Raw genomic sequence first — 24352 nt, 5'->3', positions numbered from 1 at the left:
ACAAATAAGAAACATTCTCATTAACTTTAGTCTAAATGGATAGCACTTTTACATTTGTTACACTTCCTCAATTTTTCGCAGTCAAAGACTTCCGCTCATCGTCGTAGCGCACTTTCTGGCCCGCACGTAAACGTTCTGCACCTCTTACCACAACCGAGCGCTTCGGGTTCACATCGCCAAACACTTCAATTCTATCGCCCATGCCCACTCCGGTTGTCACCTTAACCTGCTCCGCTTCATTATTTTCATTGAGCTGATAAATAAAAGTGCCCGACTTTCTTAGTACCAGTGCATCGCGGGGTATGGTGACACCATCATGAGTATCGCTGCTAGGCAGCGCCACGCGCACTGCACTGCCTATAGGAAAGTCACCGGGGTTGATGGCAATTCGTAGCTCCATCATGCGCGATGCACTGTTGCCTACCGGTACAATGGCACGAATAGATTCTTCTACATAGTTCACGTTATTGTGAACGCTAACGCTCATGCCGTTAGCAATATAGGGTAATACGTTGAGCGGTGCGCGCACCTGAACTTCAACGCTATCAGGGTTTACCACGCGAAGTAGGGTTTGCCCTACTCCTGTGTATTCACCCGGCGACTGCAGCCTTTCAACCACCAAAGCCGTAAAGGGAGCACGAATACTGCTTTGTGCTATCTGATATTCGGTGAATTCTAAATCTAATTTGGCTTGCGCTAACTCCTGCTTAGCATTCTCTAAGTCTGCTTCCACTTCCTCTAACTCGCCTCTGGACGTGTTTTGACTGGCCTGAAGGTTTTTGTACCTCGCCAGACGTTTGGTAAACAGTTCAACCTGCGACTGCCATCTGGCAATATTTGAGGCATTTTGATTGCGGGTAATGCTTAAGCGAGTATCGTCGACTTTAACTAAAGGCTCCCCCGCATTTACCACATCACCTACATCTGCCATCCAAGTGATGCGACCGTCTACCTCAGAAGCAAGGTTTGCATCGATAACGCTTAGTACCGTTCCAGGAACCCAGGTTAGTTGTGAAATCACTTGCTCTCTGGCTTCATCTATTTGTACCAGCACCGGCGGTGGTTGATTGCTATCCTGTGCTTGTGCGCTCAACGATACACTGCTTGCAAATAAGGTAAACAAACTAAGGGCGAGAGTAGAAGTCATAGCTTTCATGGTTGTCTTTTCCTTAAACATGATCGTTGTATTTGTTTTGTTTTACGGTGGATGAGGTAGTCGGCGAAGCGCCAGTGTTCTATGCGCTCGGCCAGGGGTTTGAGTATATTTACAGATGACGTCGAAGCCGTCATACGCAGCAAGGTAGGCAGTAATAGCAAGGTAAATATGGTACTCACCGTCATTCCTCCCACAATAACAGCCGCAAGACCTCGATAAATAACGCTGCCTGCACCAGGTAGTAACAGCAGGGGCAGCATGCCAAAGATTGAAGTCAGCGTGCTCATAAAGATAGGCCGTAAACGTAGTTTGATGGCTTGTTCTACCGCGTCATCACGGGTCAGCCCTTCTTGCTGTCCTAGGCGAGTCTGATGCACGAGTAAAATGGCATTGTTCACCACAAGCCCTAGCAAAATAATGAAGCCAATCATGGTTAACAGGTCCATTGGCTGGAAGGTAAAGATGTTCATGATACGAATAGCAATCACCCCGCCCACCGTGGCTAGCGGAATAGAAAGTACTACCAGCACGCTGTCTTTTAACGATTTAAACAACCCCGCCATTAACAGCAGTAGCAACACCATGGCAAAAAGAAAGTTATCAGCCATCGAGGCAATAGCGCCTTTTAAGCTATCCGCGCTACCACCATAATTAATAGCGCCATCGGTAGGCATCATGGCCATAATGGCGGGCTCAACCTCAGAGGTAATCACTTTCATGGCTTCTTCTAAACTCATACCCTCTGGCGGATTTACGTTTAGCGTAAGGGTTCTTCGACCATCAATGCGCTGAATACGACTGGGACCTACGGCTCTTTCAATACCTACCAGTTCGCCTAATTGCACCACCTCGCCTGATGGCGTCATGACTGGCGTACTGTTCAAGTCTTCGGGTGTAAACCAGGGAGCTGAGCGGAAGATAATATTCATGCGTTTGGTGCCATCGAAGTACTCCCCCACATACATACCATCACCCATGGCACGTACCAGGTTCCCCATACTGCCCCGATTTAACCCGACTTCCATCATTCGGCTGTCATTAGGGTAAAAGCGAAGCTCTGGTTCGGCTTGCTCTAGGGGAGGATTAGAACGCGCATTAGCGTTAGGGAAAACTTCTCTCAATTTGTCTAAACCTGCTTGCGCAGCAATGCCGAGCATGGCCTGATCGGTGCCTTGAAGATGAATGTCGATTGACCGACCGTTTCCAAAACCACCGAACAAATTGCCTTGTTGTGAAAAGGTCTGTGTATCCGGCAAATCCTTTAAAATTTCATCGCGAACAATGGCTTCTAACTCTTTGACCTTAGACTGATCTTTAGCGCGCACACCCAAATTTCCGCCATTTGGCCATGTGATAATGTAGTAGTTTTTAAGCGCTGGCTGCTTTTCTCCGTCCATATAGGGCTGCAGTCGCTCAACGATAATCGGCATCACTTCTTCACTAATAAAGTTTTCACTGGCACCTGCAGGCAAACTTAAGAAAGCGTCAACGGCATCGCGTTTTACGGGCGGCAAATAATCCATGGAAGGCATAAGCAAAACACTACCTGTAATAGGCACGCCCATGAGTGTTATGACTAATACAAGGCGGCGAAGCGGCGTACTTGATAGCGACATAATAGCGCGGGTTATCTTAACCCATACCCGCTGTAAGCTATCAGCTGGCATGTTGCCATTAAGGTATCTAGCGGCAACGACAGGCAATACCGTTACCGCAACCACTAGCGACATACACACTGCAATGGCAATGGTAAGAGCGAGGTCAGCAAACAATTGCCCTTCAACATCTTCCAAAAACATGACGGGAATAAAAATAGCAACGGTGGTGGCTGTTGACGCCATGAGGGCACCAAACACTTCTTTCGTTCCCCGATGGGCACAACCCTCCATGTGCGTTTGTGAACTTGGGTCTTTATTTTCGATTTCGGCTTCGGCGCTCTTGCGTGTTCTTACAATGTTTTCCAGCACGACAATAGCGGCATCTAGCACCATACCTACCGCGAAGGCGAGTCCTGCCAGTGAAATGATATTGAGCGAGCGACCGGTAAGTTGAAGCACCACAAAAGTGCTAAGTAGTGAGATAGGAATGGCCAATGCCACAATGAGCGTAGCTCGCAGCTGGCGCATAAAGAGCCAAAGCACGGCAATGGCAAGCAGCACGCCTATAAATAAATTGCTGGTAACTAGCTGCACCGCTCTATAGATAAATACTGAGGCATCGAAGCTTTGCGCCATTACTAACTGTTCAGGGGCCAAGTCCTGTTCGTTTATTTGTGCAACTTTTGCTTTTACGGCTTCTAAGGTAGCTAAAACATTGGCGTTGTTTTGTCTGTCTACGCGAATAGAGATAGCCGGATTGCCGTTTTGCACACTGTAGTTTGCACCGTCAGCGCGGGTGATTTTAATTTCGGCAATGTCATTTAGAGTGATAGGGCTGCCGTCTCGCCATTCAAGGATCATTTCACCCATTTGCGTAGGCTCGTAGCGACCTTCAAAACGCAGGGTATACCGTCTTCTGCCCACATCGACAAAGCCGCCTGAAATATCATTCGCACGCCCCAACTCGTTGGCAACTGCCGTTAGGTCAATGCCTAACTGCGCCGCTTTAAACGGGTTGAAAACAATTTGAAACTCCTCAACGCCGCCAACCCCACTTTCCATACGCGCCCTTGCAACGCCCGGGATAGACTCAAGCTGAGGTTTAATGACATCAGTAAAAAAGGTTACATAGGTATTAATTTCGTTTGGATTGCCCGGTAGGCGCTGAAGAAAAAAGTAGGTCAAAGCGGGGGCGTCTCCCCCACTTCCAGCAAGCATAATATTAGGGGACAAGGCATCGCGAGGTAGTGGCGGTACGCGATTCATGCGGCTAATCACTTCAATGAGCGTTTTCTGCATGTCCGTATCTAAACCAAACTCTAGATTAATCCACGCATTACCTTGGTTTGCCCATGCATTCATCGACTCAAGGCCAGGGATGCCTTGCAGCACTTCCTCTTGAGGTTCAATGATCTCCGACTCAATTTCTTGGGGCGACGCAGCGCGCCACGAGGTCTGGATGTTAATATTCGGTCTTTCAATGTCAGGAAACAGCTGTACCGGTAAATTAAACAGGCTATATAGACCTAAAAATACCAGCAGTGTTATTCCTATACCTACCCCAGTCGCGTTTTTTATTGCTTGCTTAGTGGTGTCCATAATATGGCACTTATGCTTTTTATTGTTTGGTTTACTATAGGTCGCGGGAATGACAGAAAAAGTTTAAAGCCATGACACTAAGAATTTCAGCGATTATTAACATTTTGTTTAAATACCGTTTAAAAAACGTTATTTATCGCAGATGAGTGGACCTCAAAAATACGCCATTTGTCGGCCCTGGACATATTTACTTACACCCATCGTTAATTAGGCGTCGCGACGTCAAGTGAGGGTACGGATATTTTAAACTCGCCCTTCGGGAAGGTCTGGCAAGCTTCACTCTGGGAATTTAAAAAGCAACGGTCATTCCTGCATTCCCATGCTTTGCTAGGAAACTTACCAGCGCCTTCTGGGTGGGAAATCATCTATGCGGATTGGTATTGATCTTTAAGTATCGAACAAAAATTTAGAGCAAAAAAAAGCCGCTCTAGGAGCGGCTTTCTTCAAATACGTCAGCGATTACGCTTCAGCAATGATGATCACTTTGATTGAAGTGATAACGTCAGAGTGAAGTTGTAAGTCGATGTCATACTCACCAGTCTCACGAAGAGTACCAGTAGGTAGTTTAACTTCTGCTTTTTGTACTTCAACGCCAGCTGCAGTGATTGCATCAGCGATGTCACGAGTACCAACAGAACCAAACAGTTTACCTTCGTCACCAGCAGGAGCTGCGATTGTAACTTCAGCAAGCTCAGCAATTTTCTCACCGCGTGCGTTAGCAGCAGCTAGTTGCTCAGCAATTTTCGCTTCAAGTTCAGCACGACGTGCTTCGAACTTTTCAACGTTGTCTTTAGTTGCAGGAACCGCTTTACCCTGTGGGAAAAGGAAGTTACGAGCGTAACCAGACTTAACAGTCACTTGGTCGCCCAGGCCGCCAAGGTTGGCGATTTTATCTAGTAGGATGATATTCATCTTAGCTAACCCTTATATTCGCCAAATTACTTGTGTGAATCAGTGTACGGAAGCAACGCAAGGAAACGTGCGCGCTTGATCGCAGAAGACAGCTGACGCTGATATTTTGCGCTTGTACCAGTAATACGGCTAGGGACAATTTTACCGCTCTCAGTGATGTAGTTCTTAAGAGTAGCGATATCTTTGTAATCAATCTCAGTCACACCTTCTGCAGTGAAACGGCAGAACTTACGACGTCTGAAAAAACGAGCCATGGGTGATCTCCTTAAGCGTTGTCTTCAGTGGTTTCAGTTTTCTTTTCCGCGCGATCTTGGCGAGGAGCAGAATCGTCACGACGCTCACGACGAGGCTCTTCTTTCATCATTGGAGAAGGCTCAGTCACAGCAGTCTTAGTGCGCATAACCATGTTACGTAGGATCACGTCGTTGAAACGGAAAGCATTTTCCAATTCATCAACAGCTTCTGCAGACGCTTCAGCATTGATTAGTACGTAGTGGGCTTTGTGCAGCTTTTCAATTGGGTAAGCCAGTTGACGACGGCCCCAATCTTCTAAACGATGAATCTGACCACCGTCTTGCTTTAGGATTGTGGTATAACGCTCGATCATACCAGGTACTTGTTCACTCTGATCAGGGTGAACCATAAATACGATTTCGTAATGACGCATTATAGCTCCTTACGGTTGTAGCCTCGACAGTACAGCCGACTGTATGGAGACAAGGAACGAATTGGGGTGGCTGTAAGGGCGCGCATTATACGCAGCAGTTGCTAATTGCACAAGCATTAATCATCTTTAAAACGGCTTACTACTCTTCTCTCGCCGACCAAATTCAAACATTTAATCAAAAGACTGTTTATTTATACAGTAAATTATTGTACAGTTTTTGTGTCTTTAATAAACAGGGGACCTACCATGGCCATTACCACACAGTATGTTGTTACGCACAAAGGGGTAGAAAAATTGGTAACTACCGACAAAAAAGAAGCTGATCAGTATGACAAAATGCTTGATGCGGCAGATAACCTTGCTGACTACATTCATGCGAAGGGCATTAAGCTAGACGATAGCGTAGTGGAAGAGCTCACCATTATGTTGTCTAAAAACAAAGATAAAATCAGTAAGATTTTCAAAGGCGCTACCGCAGAAAGCGTATTAGAAGATGAAAGCGCAGAAGTGGTAAAGCTACAAGCTAACGGCTGATAATTTAGGCGCGCTTCTTCTTTGCGTCGTTATGATGAACAATTAATAAGAGCAATTGCCGCTTTAGGCTGATGAGATCTGATAGCATAGCTATACGCAAAAATGTTATTTGATAACATTACCTCAACGCGGCAATGTGTTTTCTCTGGTTTTTAACTGGGTGAACAGACGTGTCGCTTTTGCTAATGTGAACATAAGACGTAAATACAGGTCGGGCTTAGCGTGAATACCATCAATAAAAACAATAGCACTTCCCCCCAGCGCAACGCAGTGATTGAAGAGTGCAACACAGCGATTGAAGTTAGCAATTTACAGTTTTCGTACACCAAAGAAAGTGCCCCCATCATTGACATTAAAGCGTGGCAAGTTTCGCAGGGTGAACACGTTTTTCTTTCAGGGCCTTCGGGTAGCGGAAAGAGCACATTACTCAATTTGCTCTGCGGAACGTTGGTACCCACCCAAGGTGACATAACTTTGTTATCGCAGCCATTCTCTTCCTTATCAAACCGCCAGCGAGATAAGTTTAGAGCACGCAATATCGGCGTTGTTTTTCAACAGTTTAATCTAATTCCCTACCTTTCTGTGGCACAGAACATTAACGCCGCAGTATATTTTGCGAATAAAAAAATAAGCAAAACGGCTGAAGATGCGAAAGCTTCTTCATTTACTCGACAAGCTACAGCTTTCTTCTCACGTACTGCATGCTAAAGCTGATGCCTTGAGTATTGGTCAACAGCAGCGTGTAGCAATAGCCCGAGCACTCATTAATGACCCAGAGTTATTGATTGTCGATGAGCCAACTTCGGCGTTAGATAGCGACGCGCGAGATAGCTTTATGTCGCTGTTAAAAGATGTAGCAGGTGAGAGCACCATGATTTTCGTTAGTCATGATAAAGCAATGGAGAGCTACTTTGACCGTCATTGTAGTATGAGTGAATTGAGCCCAAGTACAAACCATGCAGTGTCTTCACTCGGTGGCATCGAACAAGCACAGGAGCGTGCGTAATGCTAAGTACCATTGCTATTGAAAGCTTAAAGCGCAGGAAAACAACGGCAATCCTCACACTTTTAAGCATTACCATCAGCATTAGTTTACTTTTGTGCGTGGACATTATTCGCACCCAAGTCAAAACCAGTTTTACGCGCACCGTTTCCGGTGTTGATCTTATTGTTGGCGCACCAAGTGGACAGCTTAATTTACTCCTGTCGTCAGTGTTTAATATAGGCACTCCCACTAAAGGTATTGAATATAAAAGTATTGCGGCGCTTCAATCTAACAAGCAGGTATCGTGGCTTATCCCACTATCTTTGGGTGATACCCACAGGGGTTTTAGAGTAGTAGGTACGACCAACAGCTTTTTCGACCACTTTAAATACGGGGACATGCAGTCACTACAGCTATCTGATGGAGCGACATTTACACAGCCGCTATCTACGGTAATTGGTGCTGATATAGCCGAATCATTGGGATATAAAGTAGGCGATAAGATTATTATTTCTCACGGCTTAGGCAGTGTTTCATTCAATAATCATGACGATCACCCTTTTACTATTTCCGGAATCTTAGATAAAACAGGCACCCCCGTGGATAAGGCTGTTTATGTCACTCTGCAGGGCCTTGAAGAGGCCCACACAGGGCCCAAGCATTCACCCACCTCGATGTTAGGCCGTAAATCGAGTAATAAAACCATCGAAGACGAGCATGAGCACGAGCACGAGCACGAGCACGAGCACGAGCACGAGCACGAGCACGGTGAGCATACCGGTAAGCATGAGACTTACAACAGCGAAGCCTTTACGCCTGAGTCAGTATCTGTTGTGATGCTTGGGCTAAAACATCGCGTTACAGCGCTACAGCTGCAGTATCAAATCAACCAAAGTAAAAAAGAGCCGCTTATGGCGATACTACCGGGCATGGCGCTCGCTGAGCTTTGGCAAATTATGGGAAATGTTGAGTCTCTATTACTTGGTCTATCTGGCCTTATTGTTATATGCGCTCTAATTGGACTGGCCACCATGCTGCTTGCAACTATGCGTGAGCGTTACCAAGAAATAGCTGTTTTACGCACTATTGGTGCCGGGCCATTTACTCTACTACTGCTAATTCAAATTGAAGCTATGCTGCTTTCCATTTTGAGTGCCGCGCTAAGTTTAGGCTTAGTTGCCGGATTAATGAGTGTACTAAAGCCTTGGTTAAGCAGCACTTATGGACTGTTTTTAAGTAGCGCTCTGTTTGGGCAAAGCAGCGTTATTATCATTTTACTTATATTAGGGTGCACCTATTTAGTGTCGCTGTTCCCGGCTGTTGCAGCCTATAAACGCGGTCTGCATGCTGGACTGAATACAAACTAGACAAAACCAACGCGTAGGAGAGTGTTACTCTCCTACACGCTTGTTTGTGCTAAAACGCAAAATAAGTTCATGTACCTGATTCACCGTGGCGCGCAAATCGTTGCTGGCCGCGAGCGATGCCTCAGAGGAACGCTGGGTTTCAGATGCGCCATCAGCCACTTCTACTAACTGTTGATTAATATGTTCCGCAACCGTGCTTTGTTCTTCTACAGCTGAAGACATTTCCACAGTAGCATCCGCGATACCTTTCACCGCATTATTAATTTCAAACAAGGCTCCTCGGGTTTCTTCTACTATCGCGCTGCCGTGCTCTGCTGAGGCTAACCCTTCTGTTGAAACTCGCACCGCGCGGTCAGAGCGCTCAGCCAGTTCTGTAATAATGTTGTGGATTTTGTCGGTCGATTCGCGAGTTTTCGAAGCTAAGGTACGCACCTCATCAGCAACAACCGCAAAACCTCTTCCTTGCTCACCCGCCCTTGCAGCCTCAATCGCGGCGTTAAGTGCCAGCAGGTTTGTTTGCTCGGCAATAGTAGAAATAATGTTGGCCGCTTCACCAATATCACTAGTTGACTGAGCTAATTCAGTTACTGTTGTCGAAATTGACTCAACAGCTTCGCGTAAAGCAACAATGGCCTGCATGGCTTCTTCTGCTTTTTGGTTACCTGTTTCTACGTTGGACGCTGCTGTTTTTGCACTTTTGGCATTACCTTCAACCCGCTCAGCAACTTCTTGGATAGCTTGGCTCATTTGTGTAACCGCGGAGGCGATTTGCTGAGTAGCCTGGTTTTGTTGAACGACGGCAGCACTTGTGCTTTCAGCCTGATGATGCGTTGCATGAGCTATAGACTCAAGACCCGCTGACGCGTCTTGTATTCGAGTTAATGCTGTGCGGTTTCTAGCAAGTTCACAGCCTAACACGAGTTTGGCTTGGCTAATATGAGGTGGGTCTGGGAAGTAAGTTTGCGCCACCGTTTCATCGGCATAGCTTTCAGGGCTGAGTGTAATCAGCTCCTGCCAATCTTTTTTGGCTTTTGCTTGTTGAGCCACCATTAAAATAATGGCACCTAGAAGAGCGATGCCAGCCGCAGCTACGCCATGTGTTAAACCAAGAGCCAACACCATTAAAAAGCTTAACATTAATGACGGAGCTAAATGCGAAAGTGTCTGCACTATTCTAGATACTGGCGATACCGGCGACTTACCTTCTTGCATTCTTGCATAAACGCTCGCCGCTCTGGCAATTTCATCACTTAAGGCGGGGACGCGGACAGATTCATAACCCACGATTGTTTTGCCATCATACACCGGCGTTACGAATGCTGACACCCAGTAGTGATCGCCATTTTTTCTTCGGTTTTTAACTAACCCCAGCCAGCTTTGCCCAGACTCTAAAGTACGCCACATTTCCTTAAATACGGGTGCAGGCATATCGGGGTGACGGATCAAGTTATGGTTTTTTCCTATTAATTCTTCACGGGTAAAACCACTCGCTTCCACAAATTCACTATTGCAGTGTTGGATGACCCCACGCTTATCTGTTGATGAAATAAGGCGATGGTGAGATGGAAACTTATACTCTTTTTGGGTAACAGGCTGGTTATTTCTCATTAAATACTCTCTCCATTTTGCAAAGTACTCATCCATAGAGCATAAAACCTTTGCTTTCTCATAAGACTAGAACATAAACAGCCGCTGTCTAGTTTGAGAAAAAACTTTGAGAAATTTTATATTTTATCAATCAGTTAGAAAAGAACTTTATACTTTAGACCAATGGCAATATGACAGATACTGTCGTGCCTTTTCCCTCAGTACTGACGATATCAATCCTGCCATTGTGCTCCTCAACAATAGTCATAGAAATAGACATCCCTAGCCCCGTGCCCTCGCCTGGCGGTTTGGTGGTAAAAAAAGGCGTAAAAACTTTACTCAGTGTTTCTTTAGACATGCCTACGCCCTCGTCCTCAACGATTAAACGGACATTGTCCGCCTCCTTCTCTACTTTGAGCGTTATTTCTTTCCCTTCAGGAGTGGCGTATATCGCATTGGTTAAGAAGTTTACAAGCACTTGCTGAATTTGCCCTGAGTTACCGTTGAAGAAAGCGTCTTCTTCAGGCATTTCAAAGCGCACCACATTGCGATAACGATGCAAATTATTGGTGAGCTTAATCGCTATATTCATGGCTTCGATAGCACTAATTTCAGAGTGCTTGCCTGAGCCTGGATAAGAAAAACTTCTTAACGCTTTCACGATTTCAATTATACGTTCAATACCTTCATGAGACTCATCAAACATTTCCGCAATTTCGGTCGCGCTGTCTTTGAGCGAAAAGCGCTTTTCTAATGCCACGAACTGCGATTCAATTTCACCACCAGCTTCTTTACAGAGGCTACCAATTTCCTCGAGAGCGCGTTGATAATCATTAAAGATATCTTTTGCTACGACAGTGTTACTTCGCACATAACCGATTGGGTTGTTAATTTCATGGGCGATACCAGCAGCTAACTGACCTAGCATGGCCATTTTGTCAGCACTGACTAACCTTTCTTCAAGGAAGTCCCGATCCTTTTTCATGTTACTCAGTTCTAGTTGCCTAGTATTTAGTTCACTTTTCTTATTTTGGTATCGAGAGGTGATATTGAGGTAGTGCTTTGTGGTATCTAAAACGTAAAGCGTCTCTTCTTCTAGGTCATCGTCTTTGGTCAACAATACTAACCACGTATATTCCCCCTTTGACATTTCATGCATAAAGTGGATTAGGCGAGATTCTATATCTGTTTCAGGCTGTACTACCGCACTAACACACCAGTGGGAATAGCTTTCTCGCAAATCTAGTGGCGTTTCCTGTTGAATAAATTGCGCTAACGTGGGGGACGTTGTCCAGCCTTGGCCCTGAACCAGCACACTATCATCATTGCCAATAATGAGTTCGCCATCTTTGACAGTAAAGGCTTTGCCACAAAACGCTCCGCTAAATTCTACGGCAGATTCGAGTGCCGAAAATATGTAACTTTCTCCGGATACTGCTTGGGTAAGTTGGGACGCTGTTCTGTTAATGTAAAGCAGCTCTCTCTCCCTCTGTTTAGAGTCTTTGAGCGCTTTGCGTAATGCTTGATTGGCAAGATAGGCGTCTTGGGAGTAGGTTTCTAGAAAAGATTCAGCGTTTTTACGTGCAATTTTTTGACGTTTAAGCTGCCGCTCTAGCGAATTAACACGGGCTTCAAGCGCTCGAATGCGTTCGTTTTCGGTGGAATACGAATTCTCACTCACCTAAAAGCCCTCCAATGTGCGTACCCATTTAAAATAAGGGCACGCTTTTTATGTGTGCTTCACCACTTGATAGTCAACCGGCTAAGCGATCCAGAAGCATCATTACACGCTCGCTCGCCTGTTCCATTTCTATCAGTCTAGCATCTGCTTCTGCATTGTTACCCGCTTGCTTTGCTTTGATAGCTTCAACACCACTACTATGCACTTTTGCATGGGGTGCTTCAATTTCTCTAAAAGCCGTGGTTTGGCCAATTGGGTTGTTTGCATTTTGATTAAACCATTGCCCTAAACGACAACTTACATGATCACTGAAGTCAGCAGGCGATTTATTGCTAAATCCGCACAACACTTCATAAATTCCAGATTTCCACACTACGTGATCCAGCTTGACCGTTTGGATAAACGTAGACATTGCGCCTTCACTAATTGTAGCTTTCATGCTGTCGCAATGTTGCACCATAGTTTCGTAACTACTATTAAGCTGGTTAATGCCTGTTTCTAGTTCTTCGTTATTACCACGCAGTTCATTCACGCCTGACACCGCTTTTGATGTGGATTGAATGATCCCGTTTACAAGCTCTGATACTTCTGTTGCAGACTTATTGGTCTCTGTTGCAAGTGCTCGTACTTCATCAGCCACAACACTAAAGCCTCGTCCAGCATCACCAGCGCGGGCAGCTTCAATCGCTGCATTCAAGGCAAGTAAGTTGGTTTGGTCAGAAATGCTAGTAATGGTTGTCACAAACTTATTGATATTGTCAGCCGTTGTGGAAAGGCCTGAGATGCGTTCGCTCATGCTGCTCATCTGAACATTTAGGCCGCTCATATCCGATACGATTTTGCTCAATGTAGAGGCCGATTCGCTAAACAATTCGTTTATATCAACAATAGACTTACTTTCCTCATTAATACGCTCGTAAGCACGTAAAACGGTCTCACGAACGCCCTCAACCTGTGACAGTGAATCAACTAAACATTTGACCACAGTGGCATTGGCAGATGTAGCATCTTTATGATTGGCAGTCTCTAAAGCCGCAGTTAACTCTGCATTTTCAGCTTCAAGTAATGAAATCTTGTCTAACGTCTCTTGAAGTCGCTTTTCTAATAGCTGAACTTGCGCTTCTTTTTCTTCGAATTTGCTGCGTGATACAAACATGTTTAATTACCAACGGTTTTTATAGATTTGTTTTGCTCAGACTAACAGAATTTTAATCATTTTAGCCATTAGTCTGAAGTAGCGTTATGGATTGATTATCGGCAGAAATTTCTAAAACTGTGGGGATTAATAAAACTATTAAGCCCATTTTTAGTTGGCGGGCAGCAAATGAGGTGGTAGCGGCGCGCGACGGGCGCTTTTCTTAGGGCCATACCAGGTGGATAGATAATCTAAAATTAAAGGCTCTGCTTCACCCAATGGCCACAACTTCTGCGTATCTTGCATCCATCGAATAGTCTCAAGCCACCGTTCACGGTTCATGGCATTTTGAGTAATAAGGGAGGGTGAGTGACAGGCACTGCAATGGGCGAGCACTAAATTAAAACCGTCTGCTTTTACAAGGCCAGATTGATCGTCGAGAGCGGGTTGCTCATGTATTGTTGATTCGCTTCCATTTTTCTCTACGACTTTATTACCACTCCCAATAGCTAAATGTGGCAAATAAAGGAACACTATTAGTATTATAAGACGAACTGTTAAGCCATCCATCTTAACGGCCCCTTTTTCCTAAGAAGTAAATCAAATATGGCGTCATTTAGCTCACACCACACGCACTGCGACACGATGACAGGCATTGTTTAAATAGCCTTTTGGATTCCAGCCCGGTAACACCATAGGCTGTGACTTTCCATGCTCATCTTGTGCTTTAGCCCATACTTCGTAATAGCCTTGCTGAGGAAAGTTTATCTGCGTGCTGAACTGCTGCCATGCGTGTCTGTTTGCCGGTGCGTTCAGCTGAGCAAGCTGCCAGGTTTGGCCAAAATCAATAGAGGTAAACACCTTGGCAATTTTGCCTTCACCACTCCATGCATGTCCCCGAACGGTTAGCTTTTCTCTAAGAGAGTGGTCGCTGCCAGACGTTGGAAAGGTAATAAGCGACTTAACTGGCATAGCTTCAATAATACACATGTCTTCGTCGGCAACTTTCGCGCCAGGCGCAACAGGTTTACACGGCATCCTATAGGCTTTACCCAGCATTTTCGCACCGTCGTGCACGCGATCTCGAATTACTATTTTCTTAAGCCATTTGCCTGACGTTGAAGCAGGCCAGCCACCAAATACCAGTCGCAGCGGATAGCCATTCATTAAGGGAAGGGGTTCATCATTCATTGCCCACGCGATTAAGGATTCATCTTCCATTGCTTTTTCGATGGGCACGCCTCGCGAAATAGCCGCTTTGCCCGGCGTTCGGCTTAAGTGCTGATCGTTACCATAATAACCAATATAAACCGCGTCTTTCTTGACGCCCACCGCTTTAAGCACGTCTTTTAGCCTCACTCCAGTCCAGCGTGGGCAGCCTACCGCTCCCGTTGTCCACTGGTTACCTGTAGCGGCCGGTGAGAACTCGGCACGCCCATTTCCACCACACTCAAGCGTTAGCTGATAGGTGTAATGCTTAAATTGAGCTTTTAGTTCTTCAAGGGTAAAGGTTTTTGACTGTGCTGCAGACTCCCCTTCAATAGTAAGGGTCCAGCTATTTGCGTCTGGTGCTTGCGGAGGGATACCGTTATTTCTTACGAAAAAACGCGAAGCGGGAGTAACTGCATCATCTAATAGGTGTGCTGGCGTTTCTGCGTTTAATGGTCTGTCATTAAGTATGGTTAACCCATCTTTACCTTTTATTGAAAAAGGTGTGTCAGCTTGGGCAAATGCTGCAGGAATGAGGCCCGCTGGCATAAATTGCCCGTAGACCACTTCCGCACCGAGTAGCAAAGACAGTGATTTCAAACCTTTGATAAAGCCTCGGCGGGTTAACTTATCACTGGTTCTTTGAAAGACCTGCTCATCGGCTTTTACAGGGTCTTTGGCATAAAGTTCGTGAAGACCGTGTTTTTTCACTTTGACTACCTCATCAGTACAAACGATTTATATCTAAAACATGCTACTGCCAAATGATGAACAGCCTTTACATGGTGTAGAGAAAACCGAGAATAAGCAGTGCAATCCACAGGGTTTCAACCACTATCATGACTATGGGGAGCATGCCGACTTCGGCAAGTTTTCCTAAGTTTGATTTCATACCGATTGCAGTAATGGAAACAACTAGAAAGAAACGAGAAACTTGCGTGCCTGCTTCGACCACAAATTCAGGTAATGCTACAAAGCTATTGAGCAGCATCAATGCAATAAAGCCGATGAGAAACAGAGGCATTTTAGGTACTTCACCGCCTTCTTCTTGAGTACTTGCTTTATAGAATCTTTTGATGACAAGCATCATAATCAGTACCACCGGCATGAGCATGGCTACGCGGACCAATTTGGTAAGGGTCGCCATATCCCCCGCGCTTTCTGACACTGAGTAACCTGCACCTACTACCTGTGCTACATCGTGAATTGTGCCGCCAAGAAAGATACCAGCTTCAGTATCTGTCATACCCAATTGCCCCGCAATTATAGGGTAAAGCACCATAGCGATAGTAGACATGGCTGTTACGCCTATAACGGTAAGCAGGGTATCTCGCTCATGGTTTTCACCTTTTGGCAGTATGGTAGAGATGGCTAGCGCAGCAGAGGCGCCGCAAATAGCAACCGAGCCGCCGGTAAGTGCACCAAAGCGCTTTTGAAGCCCCAGCGCTTTTGCCAATCCTACGCCCAAAACAATGGTCGTAAAAATGGCGCCAGCAAGCATGAGCGCTGTTTGCCAACCTAGCACTGCCAAGTCACCTAGCGCTATTCTTAAGCCCAGTAAAACCACACCCGCGCGAAGCAAGGTACTTGCGGTAAAATCGATTCCGCAAGCGCATGGCGTATCGTTTTGGTATAAAAACGAAACCGCCATGCCTAACAGTAAAGCAAACAACATAGCAGGGGCATTGTAGTGCTCACTTAAAAACAAGGCCGCCATGCCTGTAATGGTGGCAATACCCAGCCCCGGCCAAACATTTTTACATTTTACTGCTATGTCATTCATTGCATTAACGCTCTGAAGCAACCAATGCCACAAGCACTACACGCTTGCGATCGCCAGAGTAAGGGCGACGACCGTGCATCGCACGATAGTTATCGACAATAGCCACGTCACCGTCTTGCCACTCTAAGTCAAACGTGAAGTCTTCAGAAAGCTCAGCAATACGCTCAAGTCCCTTTTTCGGGATAGCGCTGCCGTCACCGAACGTGATGGCTGAAGATGGGTTCTCGCGAACGCCTTTCCAGCCCATGTAGGCTGCAATAAGCTGGTTGTAGAACACCTCAGAACCGTCATCCAACTCGATTACCGCGGGAAGCACAGGCGTAATCGCTTTTAAGCTACCATCTTCCAACCATTCCCAGCTGTAACCTAGTTCTTTAAGTTTAGCTTCACCTTCTTCTACTGTTTCAACACTTAACGTGCTTTTCCAGCTACGGCCCTGACCAGAGTTAGCGTCATCAGCCGCTGGCATGGTGGTGGTGTACTTCAGACCTTTCTCTTTGAAATCACTTGCCAATTCAGGGTTCTCTGCCTTCAATGCTTCAAACAATTTATCTGAACGACACAGCGGCGTAGCACCGCCCTCATCTGCTGCAGTTTTGCAAAAGAAGAAAAGCTTACTTGGAGAAATAGGCGTCTGAGCCATTTCGTGATGGAGGAAAATTTCCACATCTTTGGGGGCTTCGTTAGCGGTAAATACGCGCTCGGTATAGTTAATACGCACCGCGTTAGACAGAGACTCTTGATAAGTAAAGTTAGGATAGCCGAAACCAGCTGAAAAAACGTCAAAGGTCTCTGCTGAATCTAGAGGAAATCCTCTGAACAGTAGTGCACCAGATTTCGCAAGTTTTGCTTCAAGTTCTGCCTGGTTCGCTTTAACAAAGGCAACCGTTTCTTCTACAGTGGAACAGCTTTCATTGTTCACGACTATTTCAGGGAACACGCCGCCGTTGTAGTTGTGCTGAGTAGGTACGCTTGCATACGCTACCGCAGAGCTGTCATTGACGTTTTTCATAGTAAACTCCTAGTCGTAAATGGGATGAAAACGATTAAAGGCTGCTTCGCAGAAGTGACCCGGATCGTTAAATCGACGATTCATGTTTAATGCTGAAATAGCCTGCATTTCGCTGTCGCTTAGCGCGAAATCGAAAAGCGCTAAGTTTTCTTTCATACGTTCTACTTTCGACGTTTTTGGAATAATCGCGTTGCCGCGCTGAATGCCCCAACGCAAAACAATTTGCGCTGGCGTTTTACCGTGGGCTTTTGCAGCAGCTTTCACTACGTCCTGCTGAAGTACTGATTCAGTCTGGTCAGCCATTTCAAGCTCTAAGTATGAAAGCGCACCTAAAGGAGAGAACGCGGTAACATTTAAGCCATAGTCTTTTGCTAAACGAATTAAACGCTCTTGGGTAAGGTACGGATGAGATTCTATTTGCAGCATTGCTGGCTTAATGCGCGCGTAGCTCATTAGGTCGTTAAGCAACCCTGTGTTGTAATTGCACACACCAATTTGTTTAACCTTGCCGCTATACGCTAGCGCTTCCATGGCTTCCCATGTTTTATGAAGCGGTACAGGAGCAAGCTCCATTTTAGGCTCGGCTGCATCGGGTTCATAAAACCATTCAGGCGGATATCGCGTTTCGATTGGCACGAACTTTTGCGCGATAGGGAAGTGAATAAGGTATAAATCCAGGTAGTCTAGCTGTAAATCAGATAATGTTTTTTCTAGCGCTAGCTCTACATGCTCAGGGGCGTGGAAGGTATTCCAAAGTTTCGATGTTACCCACAACTCTTCTCTGGTACACAGGCCTTCATCAATAGCGCGCTTTATGCCTTCGCCCACTTCTTTTTCGTTACCGTAATCTGCTGCGCAATCTAAATGGCGATAGCCAGCTTTGATTGCTTGGTATGTTGTTTCAGCGCAAATGGCAGTATCTACTTTCCAGAAGCCAAAACCTACCTCGGGTATCTTATTCATCGTTTCACTCACCTTAGAATTTGTTGCATTAAGCTAATTAGTTTTACTTTAACAGTATGCTCTCGTATAACTTCAGCTTCAAACTTTAGTCTTGTATAAGACATAAGTTATTACACAGATATCTCGATGTCAACAAAGTGTTAACAAACTAAGTGCAAAGATAGTGCTCAGGCTTTCAGTCAGTAGATTGAGAAGCCGCTATACCTGCCTAGCTTAAGAGGAGGCAAAACGGGCAAGAATTTAAGTTTGGGCGTTAGTGACGTGCTATTTTTACAGAAAAACCAACAACGCAGGCGACAGGCACAAGTTGAAGCGGCTAAAGTATAGACACAAAAAAGTTAGTCGAGGCAGAGCCGAGCATATAACGTAGCCTGGCTAGCATTACGTAGTAGCGGTTAATAGAGTCGCTAGTCAGCGATGAAGTTCATTAATCAAGCTCTACTTGATAATGGTAGTGATCGGTTCTGCATTTACTTTCACGATACTCTATTAGCTTGCCATCGATGGACTCAGTGACGCGAGTGACCAAAAGCAAGGGGGTGCCCTTCTCAACGCCTAAGCTTTTTGCATCACCTTTTGTTGCGAGCACGGCTTTGATGCTGTCACGGGTTTTAAACACGGTTTGGTTATAATCAGTTTGATAAAAGTGATACAGGGTATGCGGAATATCTTCGCGCTGATGGATATCAGGAAACATTTTGAAAGGCAAGAATATGGTTTCTAGCATACAAAATTCGTTTTCGAGTATGCGTCTGCGTTTAAGCTTAATCGTTTTGTCTTTTGCCGTTAAAGCAAGTGCAGCTTGGACTGTTTCACTTGGTTCAACCAGCTCTTTACTGATGAGCTCTGCTTTAGGTAAATCAGCGCCCTTGCCGTCAGCTTGCAACGGAAAGAAACGAAATAACGCATCTTGAGCGGTATGTTCAGAAACGAATGTACCCACCCCTTGTCTGCGGGTTACAATTTTGGTGTCAGTAAGCAGTGTCAACGCTTTGCGAACGGTTCCCTGACTCACTTTAAACTCATCTGCAAGTTTAAACTCACTTGGCAGCATCTCACCAGGTTGCCATCGACGCTCGACAATAAGTTGTTTAATGTATTCAGCTACCTGTTGATACAGAGGCTGAAAAGCAAGACTTGGACCGCTGAGTTTGTGATCGAATTGAGATGAAGACATGAACCCTAACCTAAACGCTTAATTATTGTTTTTATATCATACACAAGAGTTATAGCGCATTTTTGACTTAAATCACATACATCGTAGGAATAACATACATGCTCTTGGAAACACTGCTCCCCATGTTCGCACTTTTAGGTCTTGCAACACTCCTGCAGACGTTAAGCGGGTTCGGCTTTGGGCTTATGGTGGTGTCTAGCTTTACCTTGTTTGGTATTTTACCCCTCACTGCGACCACATTTATGGTGAGCTTTTTGAGCCTTTTTAACTCCGTGAGCCTAGTGGCAAGAAATATCGAACAAATCAATAAACGTGCTTTTACCATTCTGCTTCTTAGCGGCATTCCGTTTATGGGCATAGGGTATGCGCTGTTAGAGTATTTATCTGTTGGCATGGCAACATGGCTTAATCTGTTGCTTGGGATCGCTATTTTAAGTTGCTGTGGACTTTTACTAGTTAAAAGAAAACGTGGGCAGCCCTCTGGTAGTGCATTCGGTTTTGCTGTTGCGGGCGGCCTAGGCGGAATGTTAGGTGGGCTTTTCTCTACTTTCGGTCCGCCGGTAGTTTTTCAGTGTTACAGACAAGCCTGGCCAATTAACGAAATTAGAATTACGCTTCTCGCCGTGTTCAGCATAACCTCATTATTACGCTTGGCTATAATACCCTTTGGAACTTTGCCATCTAGCGAGGTTTTTGTTTCCGCAGTCTTTGCCATCCCGGTAATTCTCATTTTCACTAGAATAGGGCGAATGCTTGCAGCGCGCGTACCCGCCGCCTCTGTAAGGCTATTAGCGTTGACGATGCTCGCGTTAAGCGGCATAACACTTATTATTAAAAATATCAGTGTTTAATACTTAGTCTCGTACATAATACAAGCCTACAGCGGCACGATTGCGTGCCGCTAATAAATTAAACCTTATCTTAAATTAAGCGACACAGTATCGCTCTAAATCTTTATAATTTGCTAATTGCAGATTGACACCCAAGTTACATTTCATTAACTTATGTCTTATATAAGACATCTAGGGTAATGTAGAAATGGGTAACGCTTTTTGTGTAACTGAACCAGATTGGAATGATATTGAAGCTGCTGACATCGCCGAGCAGCCCTTTTTGTCTGACGATAAAACACTTATCGTCCCTACGCAGTACGGTGAATTGAGCTTAAGTATCAGCCAGTTTGGCTTACGCATTCAAAGTGACGCTAACGCCACTGACGACTTTGATATGCTTGCACAGTCGCCCGATAAGCAAACGTTAGTATATTCAGGTGACAAGTCTCACAGCACGCTTGTCGCTGGCAATTATCGTTTAGAAATTTTTGCTTCTCCTCTACATTTTAAGTTGTATAAAGATGATGTGCTGGTTCAACAAAGCGCTACCGACGGGCACTTTGTGCGCCAGCATCGTTTACCGCCCTTTGCTAAAACAGACAGCGGATGGTTAGTGAGCCTAGAGCTTGGTTATGATGAGGCGGTTTACGGTCTTGGCGAGAAATGGGGCAAGCTTGATAAACGCGGTCAGCTTATCCGTTCATACAATCACGACGCCCTTGGCGTAAACGCGGAGAAGTCGTACAAAAATACCCCGTATGCCTGGAGCCCTGAAGGCTGGAACCTTTTTGTACATACACCTGCACCTGTCACCCATGGCGTAGGATATGCACTTTGGTCACAGCGAGCGTATGTATGTTTAGTAGAAGATAGTCTACTCGACGTATTTTTGTTCCACCAAGACTCACCGGCCCAAAGCATTAAAACCTACAGTGAATTAACCGGTTTTGCCCCTACGCCACCTACGTGGAGTTTAGGCGTGATTCTTTCTAAAGCGTATTACAAAGATGCGGTTGAGCTGCTCGCGGTTGCCCGTGAAGTACGCGAAAAGAATATGCCATGTGATGTAATTACTCTTGACGGTCGTGCATGGCAAGACACGGATACTCGCTTTGCTTTTGAGTGGGACCCGAAGCGCTACGAAGATCCACAGCCGGTTATTGATGAGCTCAAAGCGTTAGGTTTTAAGATCTGTGTATGGGAATACCCCATGATCTCAGTGAAAAACCCTCTTTATAAAAAAGCTGCAGAAAAAGGCTGGCTGATAAAAGATAAGCGCACTGGCGAAGCGTATCGCTATGAATGGGACTTGAGCCCATTTGGGGAAGTGCTTACGCCACTGCCAGACTCAGGTATCTTAGACTTTACCAATCCAGAAGCTTATGAGTTTTGGAAAACCTCGCACAAACCTTTATTTGACCTTGGTGTTGACATGATCAAGGCCGACTTTGGTGAGCAGCTAGAAGACGACAATATGCTGTCGTATAGCGGTGATTCCGGCAATCGCCTGCACAATGTTTACAGTATGCTTTATAACCGCTGCGTTTATGAGGCAGCTGCTGCTTACTGCAAAACTGGCCCATTCTTATTTAGCCGTTCTGCTTGGACGGGAAGCCAGCGCTATCCATCGCAGTGGGGCGGAGACCCGCAAGCCGATTGGCACGGCCTCGCGGCAAGTATACGTGGCAGCTTATCGTGGGGCATGTCAGGCGGACCCTTCTTTGCTACAGATATCGGCGGTTTTTACAAAGATACCCGAGATGCAGAGCTCTATGTACGTTGGGCGCAAGCATCAGTATTTAGCGCCCACATGCGATTACATGGTATTGGCCCTCGTGAGCCCTGGTCATATGGCGATGAAGCTTCAGATGCCGTTTTTAGCGCATTAAAACTGCGCTACAAGCTTATTCCTTATTTAAAAGAAACCGCAGAAAAAGCATCTCTAACGGGCCTGCCGGTTCAGCGAGCAATGGCGTTAGCCTTTCCTGACCAGCCGCTTTCTCACGCTTTTGAACAACAGTTTATGTGTGGTGATGACTTGCTGGTTGTGCCTTGTGTCGCGCCTGGCGGCAAAATTAAATACTACTTACCTAAGGGCGAGTGGGTGCGCTTTGGTACCGATGAAGTCGTGCAGGGTGAGCAATACAGGGAAGAAATACTTGCGCTAAATGAAGTGGCGGTGTTCATTCAAAAAGGCAGTCGCATAGTAATGGGACCAGACGTTCAGCATACCGATATGGATATGTCGAATATCTCGCACTGGCCAGCATAGCGCTTAGGAGTTGTTCATGGATATTACCCTTACTCTACTGTCATGTATGGCATTTATGGCGATCGTTGCCGCTATCTCTTACATGAAAACCAAAGGGGAAGTTAACACACAAGATGGTTACTTCCTCGCAGGAAGAGGGCTGACCGGTACCTTTATAGCCGGGTCCATGATCCTTACCAACCTCTCCGCTGAGCAGCTTATTGGCTTAAACGGCTCTGCCTTTGGGTATAACTTAAGCGCGATGGCGTGGGAAGTAACCGCAGGTATCTCTACCATAATTATGGCGCTTATTTTCTTGCCACGTTATTTAGCGGGGGCATTTTCCACTTTACCTGAGTTTTTGCGAGACCGCTTCGACGACAGCGTGCGTAGAATGACGGTAGTACTGTTTATGGTGGGTTACTCGTTAGTAACTATTCCATCGGTACTTTATTCAGGCTCCATTGCAGTTTTGCGACTGTTCGATGTACCGGGTCTTTTTAACGTAAGCTATGAGGTGGGTCTGGTACTTACCATCGTCATAGTCGGTACGATTGGCGCTCTCTATGCCATTTTTGGTGGCTTAAAGGCAGTAGCCGTATCAGATACCATTAACGGTGTAGGCCTTTTAATTGTTGGGTTGCTAGTCCCTATACTTGGTTTAATTGCTTTAGGCGACGGAAACTTTAGTGACGGCCTTTCAACTATAGCGACAACAGAAACAGAAAAGCTCAATGCCATAGGCGGCGCTGACGATCCTGTCCCTTTCGGTACTATTTTTACAGGTATGATATTGGCTAACCTGTTTTACTGGGGTACAAACCAATACGTTATTCAGCGAACCTTGGGGGCTAAAAACCTGGTTGAAGGTCAAAAAGGCGTGCTGTTCTCTGGCTACTTTAAAGTGCTTGTGCCCTTTATGATGATGCTACCTGGCGTTATTGCTTATCATTTATACCAAGATGAAAACCTTCAAACTATCGACCTCGCCTACCCTCATTTGGTTAAAGACGTACTGCCACAGTATTTGTCAGGTTTTTTCTTAGCTGTATTACTTGGTGCGGTGTTTAGCTCTTTCAATTCACTGCTTAACAGTGCTGCCACACTATTTTGCTTAGACGTTTATAAGCCCTTCAAAAAAGATAAAGTGAGTGACGAAAAGCTAATACGCGTTGCGAAGATCACCAGTATTGTTATCGCTGTTTTGTCTTTTATCACTGCGCCACTGCTTATGTTTGCACCTGAAGGCTTATGGCAAATTATTCGCATATTCACTGGGTTCTACAACATCCCTGTCATCACCATTGTGCTTGTGGGCTTGTTTACTAAGAGAGTGCCAGCCTTAGCCGCTAAAGTAGCTATTATTTTCCACGTAATCGCTTACGGGCTGCTAAAGTTCGTATGGGAAGTGGATATCAATTTCATTCATATTTATGCCATTCTATTCGCTATAGAACTGACCATTATGTTAACCATAGGTAAGCTCTATCCAATGGCTACACCATGGCACTTTACGCCGAAGGCCGAAGTTAATATGACCCCATGGCGCTACGCGATACCTTGCGCCATTGTGCTAGTTGGCCTTATTGCCACGCTTTACCTGATGTTCTCTCCTGTAGGCTTTGTGGATGGTGTTAGTAGCGTATTTATTCCGGCTCTAATTGGCTTATGGGCGACCTGTTTCGCTGCCATAGGCATTAGCCTTAAATGGTGGCGGGTAAAATACGAGCAAGGCCTAAAGCGCCTTGCTTCCCAACCGGCTTAAACCAAACGCTTCGCTTCTGTATAGAAAAAACACAAAAAAATTAACATAACGTTTGCAAACGACTTAACAATTGTTTAACTTAATTACTCTTATATAAGACACTAGATAAAAGATATCTTTTATCTAGTTCTCGAATAA

The 24352-nt window shown here is 45.5% G+C and carries 19 protein-coding genes and 1 pseudogene; 6 read left to right on the top strand and 14 right to left on the bottom strand.

What is annotated here, in order from left to right; all coding sequences use genetic code 11:
* Positions 1-67 precede the first annotated feature (67 nt).
* The 5 genes from ACYX4M_RS08570 to rpsF form a co-directional block, all read right to left on the bottom strand.
* Positions 68-1156, bottom strand: coding sequence for an efflux RND transporter periplasmic adaptor subunit (locus ACYX4M_RS08570; protein WP_476082667.1), 1089 nt, complete (start codon positions 1154-1156; stop codon positions 68-70).
* Positions 1153-4353 (bottom strand): efflux RND transporter permease subunit, encoded by a 3201-nt coding sequence (locus tag ACYX4M_RS08565; protein WP_476082666.1) that lies wholly within the window; start codon positions 4351-4353, stop codon positions 1153-1155. The genes ACYX4M_RS08570 and ACYX4M_RS08565 overlap by 4 nt, the downstream gene beginning before the upstream one ends.
* A gap of 459 nt (positions 4354-4812) precedes the next feature.
* Positions 4813-5265, bottom strand: coding sequence for a 50S ribosomal protein L9 (gene rplI, locus ACYX4M_RS08560; protein WP_202262762.1), 453 nt, complete (start codon positions 5263-5265; stop codon positions 4813-4815).
* A 26-nt stretch (positions 5266-5291) separates the two neighbouring features.
* Positions 5292-5519, bottom strand: coding sequence for a 30S ribosomal protein S18 (gene rpsR, locus ACYX4M_RS08555; RefSeq protein WP_012519954.1), 228 nt, complete (start codon positions 5517-5519; stop codon positions 5292-5294).
* 11 nt (positions 5520-5530) lie between these two features.
* Entirely contained in the window at positions 5531-5932 is a 402-nt protein-coding gene (gene rpsF, locus ACYX4M_RS08550; protein WP_014951120.1) for a 30S ribosomal protein S6, read from the bottom strand.
* Between the two features lie 246 nt (positions 5933-6178).
* Here rpsF and ACYX4M_RS08545 point away from each other — a divergent pair, with 246 nt between their 5' ends.
* The 3 genes and pseudogenes from ACYX4M_RS08545 (at position 6179) to ACYX4M_RS08535 (ending at position 8818) form a co-directional block, all read left to right on the top strand.
* Positions 6179-6466: a YebG family protein gene (locus tag ACYX4M_RS08545; protein WP_014951121.1), complete on the top strand. Its 288-nt coding sequence runs from the start codon at positions 6179-6181 to the stop codon at positions 6464-6466.
* 222 nt (positions 6467-6688) lie between these two features.
* Positions 6689-7472, top strand: a pseudogene (locus ACYX4M_RS08540) (ABC transporter ATP-binding protein).
* Entirely contained in the window at positions 7472-8818 is a 1347-nt protein-coding gene (locus ACYX4M_RS08535; RefSeq protein WP_476082665.1) for an ABC transporter permease, read from the top strand. The pseudogene ACYX4M_RS08540 and the gene ACYX4M_RS08535 overlap by 1 nt, the downstream one beginning before the upstream one ends.
* 24 nt (positions 8819-8842) lie before the next feature.
* Here ACYX4M_RS08535 and ACYX4M_RS08530 read toward each other — a convergent pair whose 3' ends face one another.
* From ACYX4M_RS08530 to ACYX4M_RS08490, 9 genes are all read right to left on the bottom strand, one after another.
* The gene (locus tag ACYX4M_RS08530) at positions 8843-10426 is read right to left on the bottom strand and encodes a methyl-accepting chemotaxis protein (RefSeq protein ID WP_476082866.1); all 1584 of its coding nucleotides are present in this window, start codon (positions 10424-10426) and stop codon (positions 8843-8845) included.
* Positions 10427-10580: 154 nt separating this feature from the next.
* A complete protein-coding gene (locus tag ACYX4M_RS08525; RefSeq protein WP_476082664.1) occupies positions 10581-12086 on the bottom strand; it encodes a sensor histidine kinase in 1506 nt (501 codons plus the stop codon).
* A gap of 73 nt (positions 12087-12159) precedes the next feature.
* Positions 12160-13242, bottom strand: a complete 1083-nt coding sequence (locus ACYX4M_RS08520; RefSeq protein ID WP_476082663.1) for a methyl-accepting chemotaxis protein — start codon at positions 13240-13242, stop codon at positions 12160-12162.
* 150 nt (positions 13243-13392) lie between these two features.
* Entirely contained in the window at positions 13393-13791 is a 399-nt protein-coding gene (locus tag ACYX4M_RS08515) for a hypothetical protein (protein ID WP_476082662.1), read from the bottom strand.
* A gap of 51 nt (positions 13792-13842) precedes the next feature.
* A complete protein-coding gene (locus ACYX4M_RS08510; RefSeq protein WP_476082865.1) occupies positions 13843-15168 on the bottom strand; it encodes a sulfite oxidase in 1326 nt (441 codons plus the stop codon).
* Positions 15169-15208: 40 nt separating this feature from the next.
* A complete protein-coding gene (locus ACYX4M_RS08505; protein ID WP_476082661.1) occupies positions 15209-16213 on the bottom strand; it encodes a YeiH family protein in 1005 nt (334 codons plus the stop codon).
* A 4-nt stretch (positions 16214-16217) separates the two neighbouring features.
* Positions 16218-17225, bottom strand: a complete 1008-nt coding sequence (locus ACYX4M_RS08500; protein ID WP_476082660.1) for a TauD/TfdA family dioxygenase — start codon at positions 17223-17225, stop codon at positions 16218-16220.
* Between the two features lie 9 nt (positions 17226-17234).
* A complete protein-coding gene (locus ACYX4M_RS08495) occupies positions 17235-18188 on the bottom strand; it encodes an aldo/keto reductase (protein ID WP_476082659.1) in 954 nt (317 codons plus the stop codon).
* A 427-nt stretch (positions 18189-18615) separates the two neighbouring features.
* Positions 18616-19365, bottom strand: coding sequence for a GntR family transcriptional regulator (locus tag ACYX4M_RS08490; RefSeq protein ID WP_476082658.1), 750 nt, complete (start codon positions 19363-19365; stop codon positions 18616-18618).
* Between the two features lie 98 nt (positions 19366-19463).
* On the opposite strand from ACYX4M_RS08490, the gene ACYX4M_RS08485 reads away from it, so the two are divergent.
* The 3 genes from ACYX4M_RS08485 to ACYX4M_RS08475 all read left to right on the top strand — a co-directional run bounded on the left by ACYX4M_RS08485 (position 19464) and on the right by ACYX4M_RS08475 (position 24214).
* Positions 19464-20216 (top strand): TSUP family transporter, encoded by a 753-nt coding sequence (locus ACYX4M_RS08485; protein ID WP_476082657.1) that lies wholly within the window; start codon positions 19464-19466, stop codon positions 20214-20216.
* A 187-nt stretch (positions 20217-20403) separates the two neighbouring features.
* On the top strand, positions 20404-22470 hold the full coding sequence (locus ACYX4M_RS08480) for a glycoside hydrolase family 31 protein (RefSeq protein ID WP_476082656.1): 2067 nt from the start codon (positions 20404-20406) through the stop codon (positions 22468-22470).
* 16 nt (positions 22471-22486) lie between these two features.
* Positions 22487-24214: a solute:sodium symporter family transporter gene (locus ACYX4M_RS08475; RefSeq protein WP_476082655.1), complete on the top strand. Its 1728-nt coding sequence runs from the start codon at positions 22487-22489 to the stop codon at positions 24212-24214.
* Positions 24215-24352 lie beyond the last annotated feature (138 nt).

The sequence above is a fragment of the Alteromonas sp. ABV4_150 genome (assembly GCF_056311745.1).
This window is presented reverse-complemented; position numbering and strand designations above follow the sequence as displayed.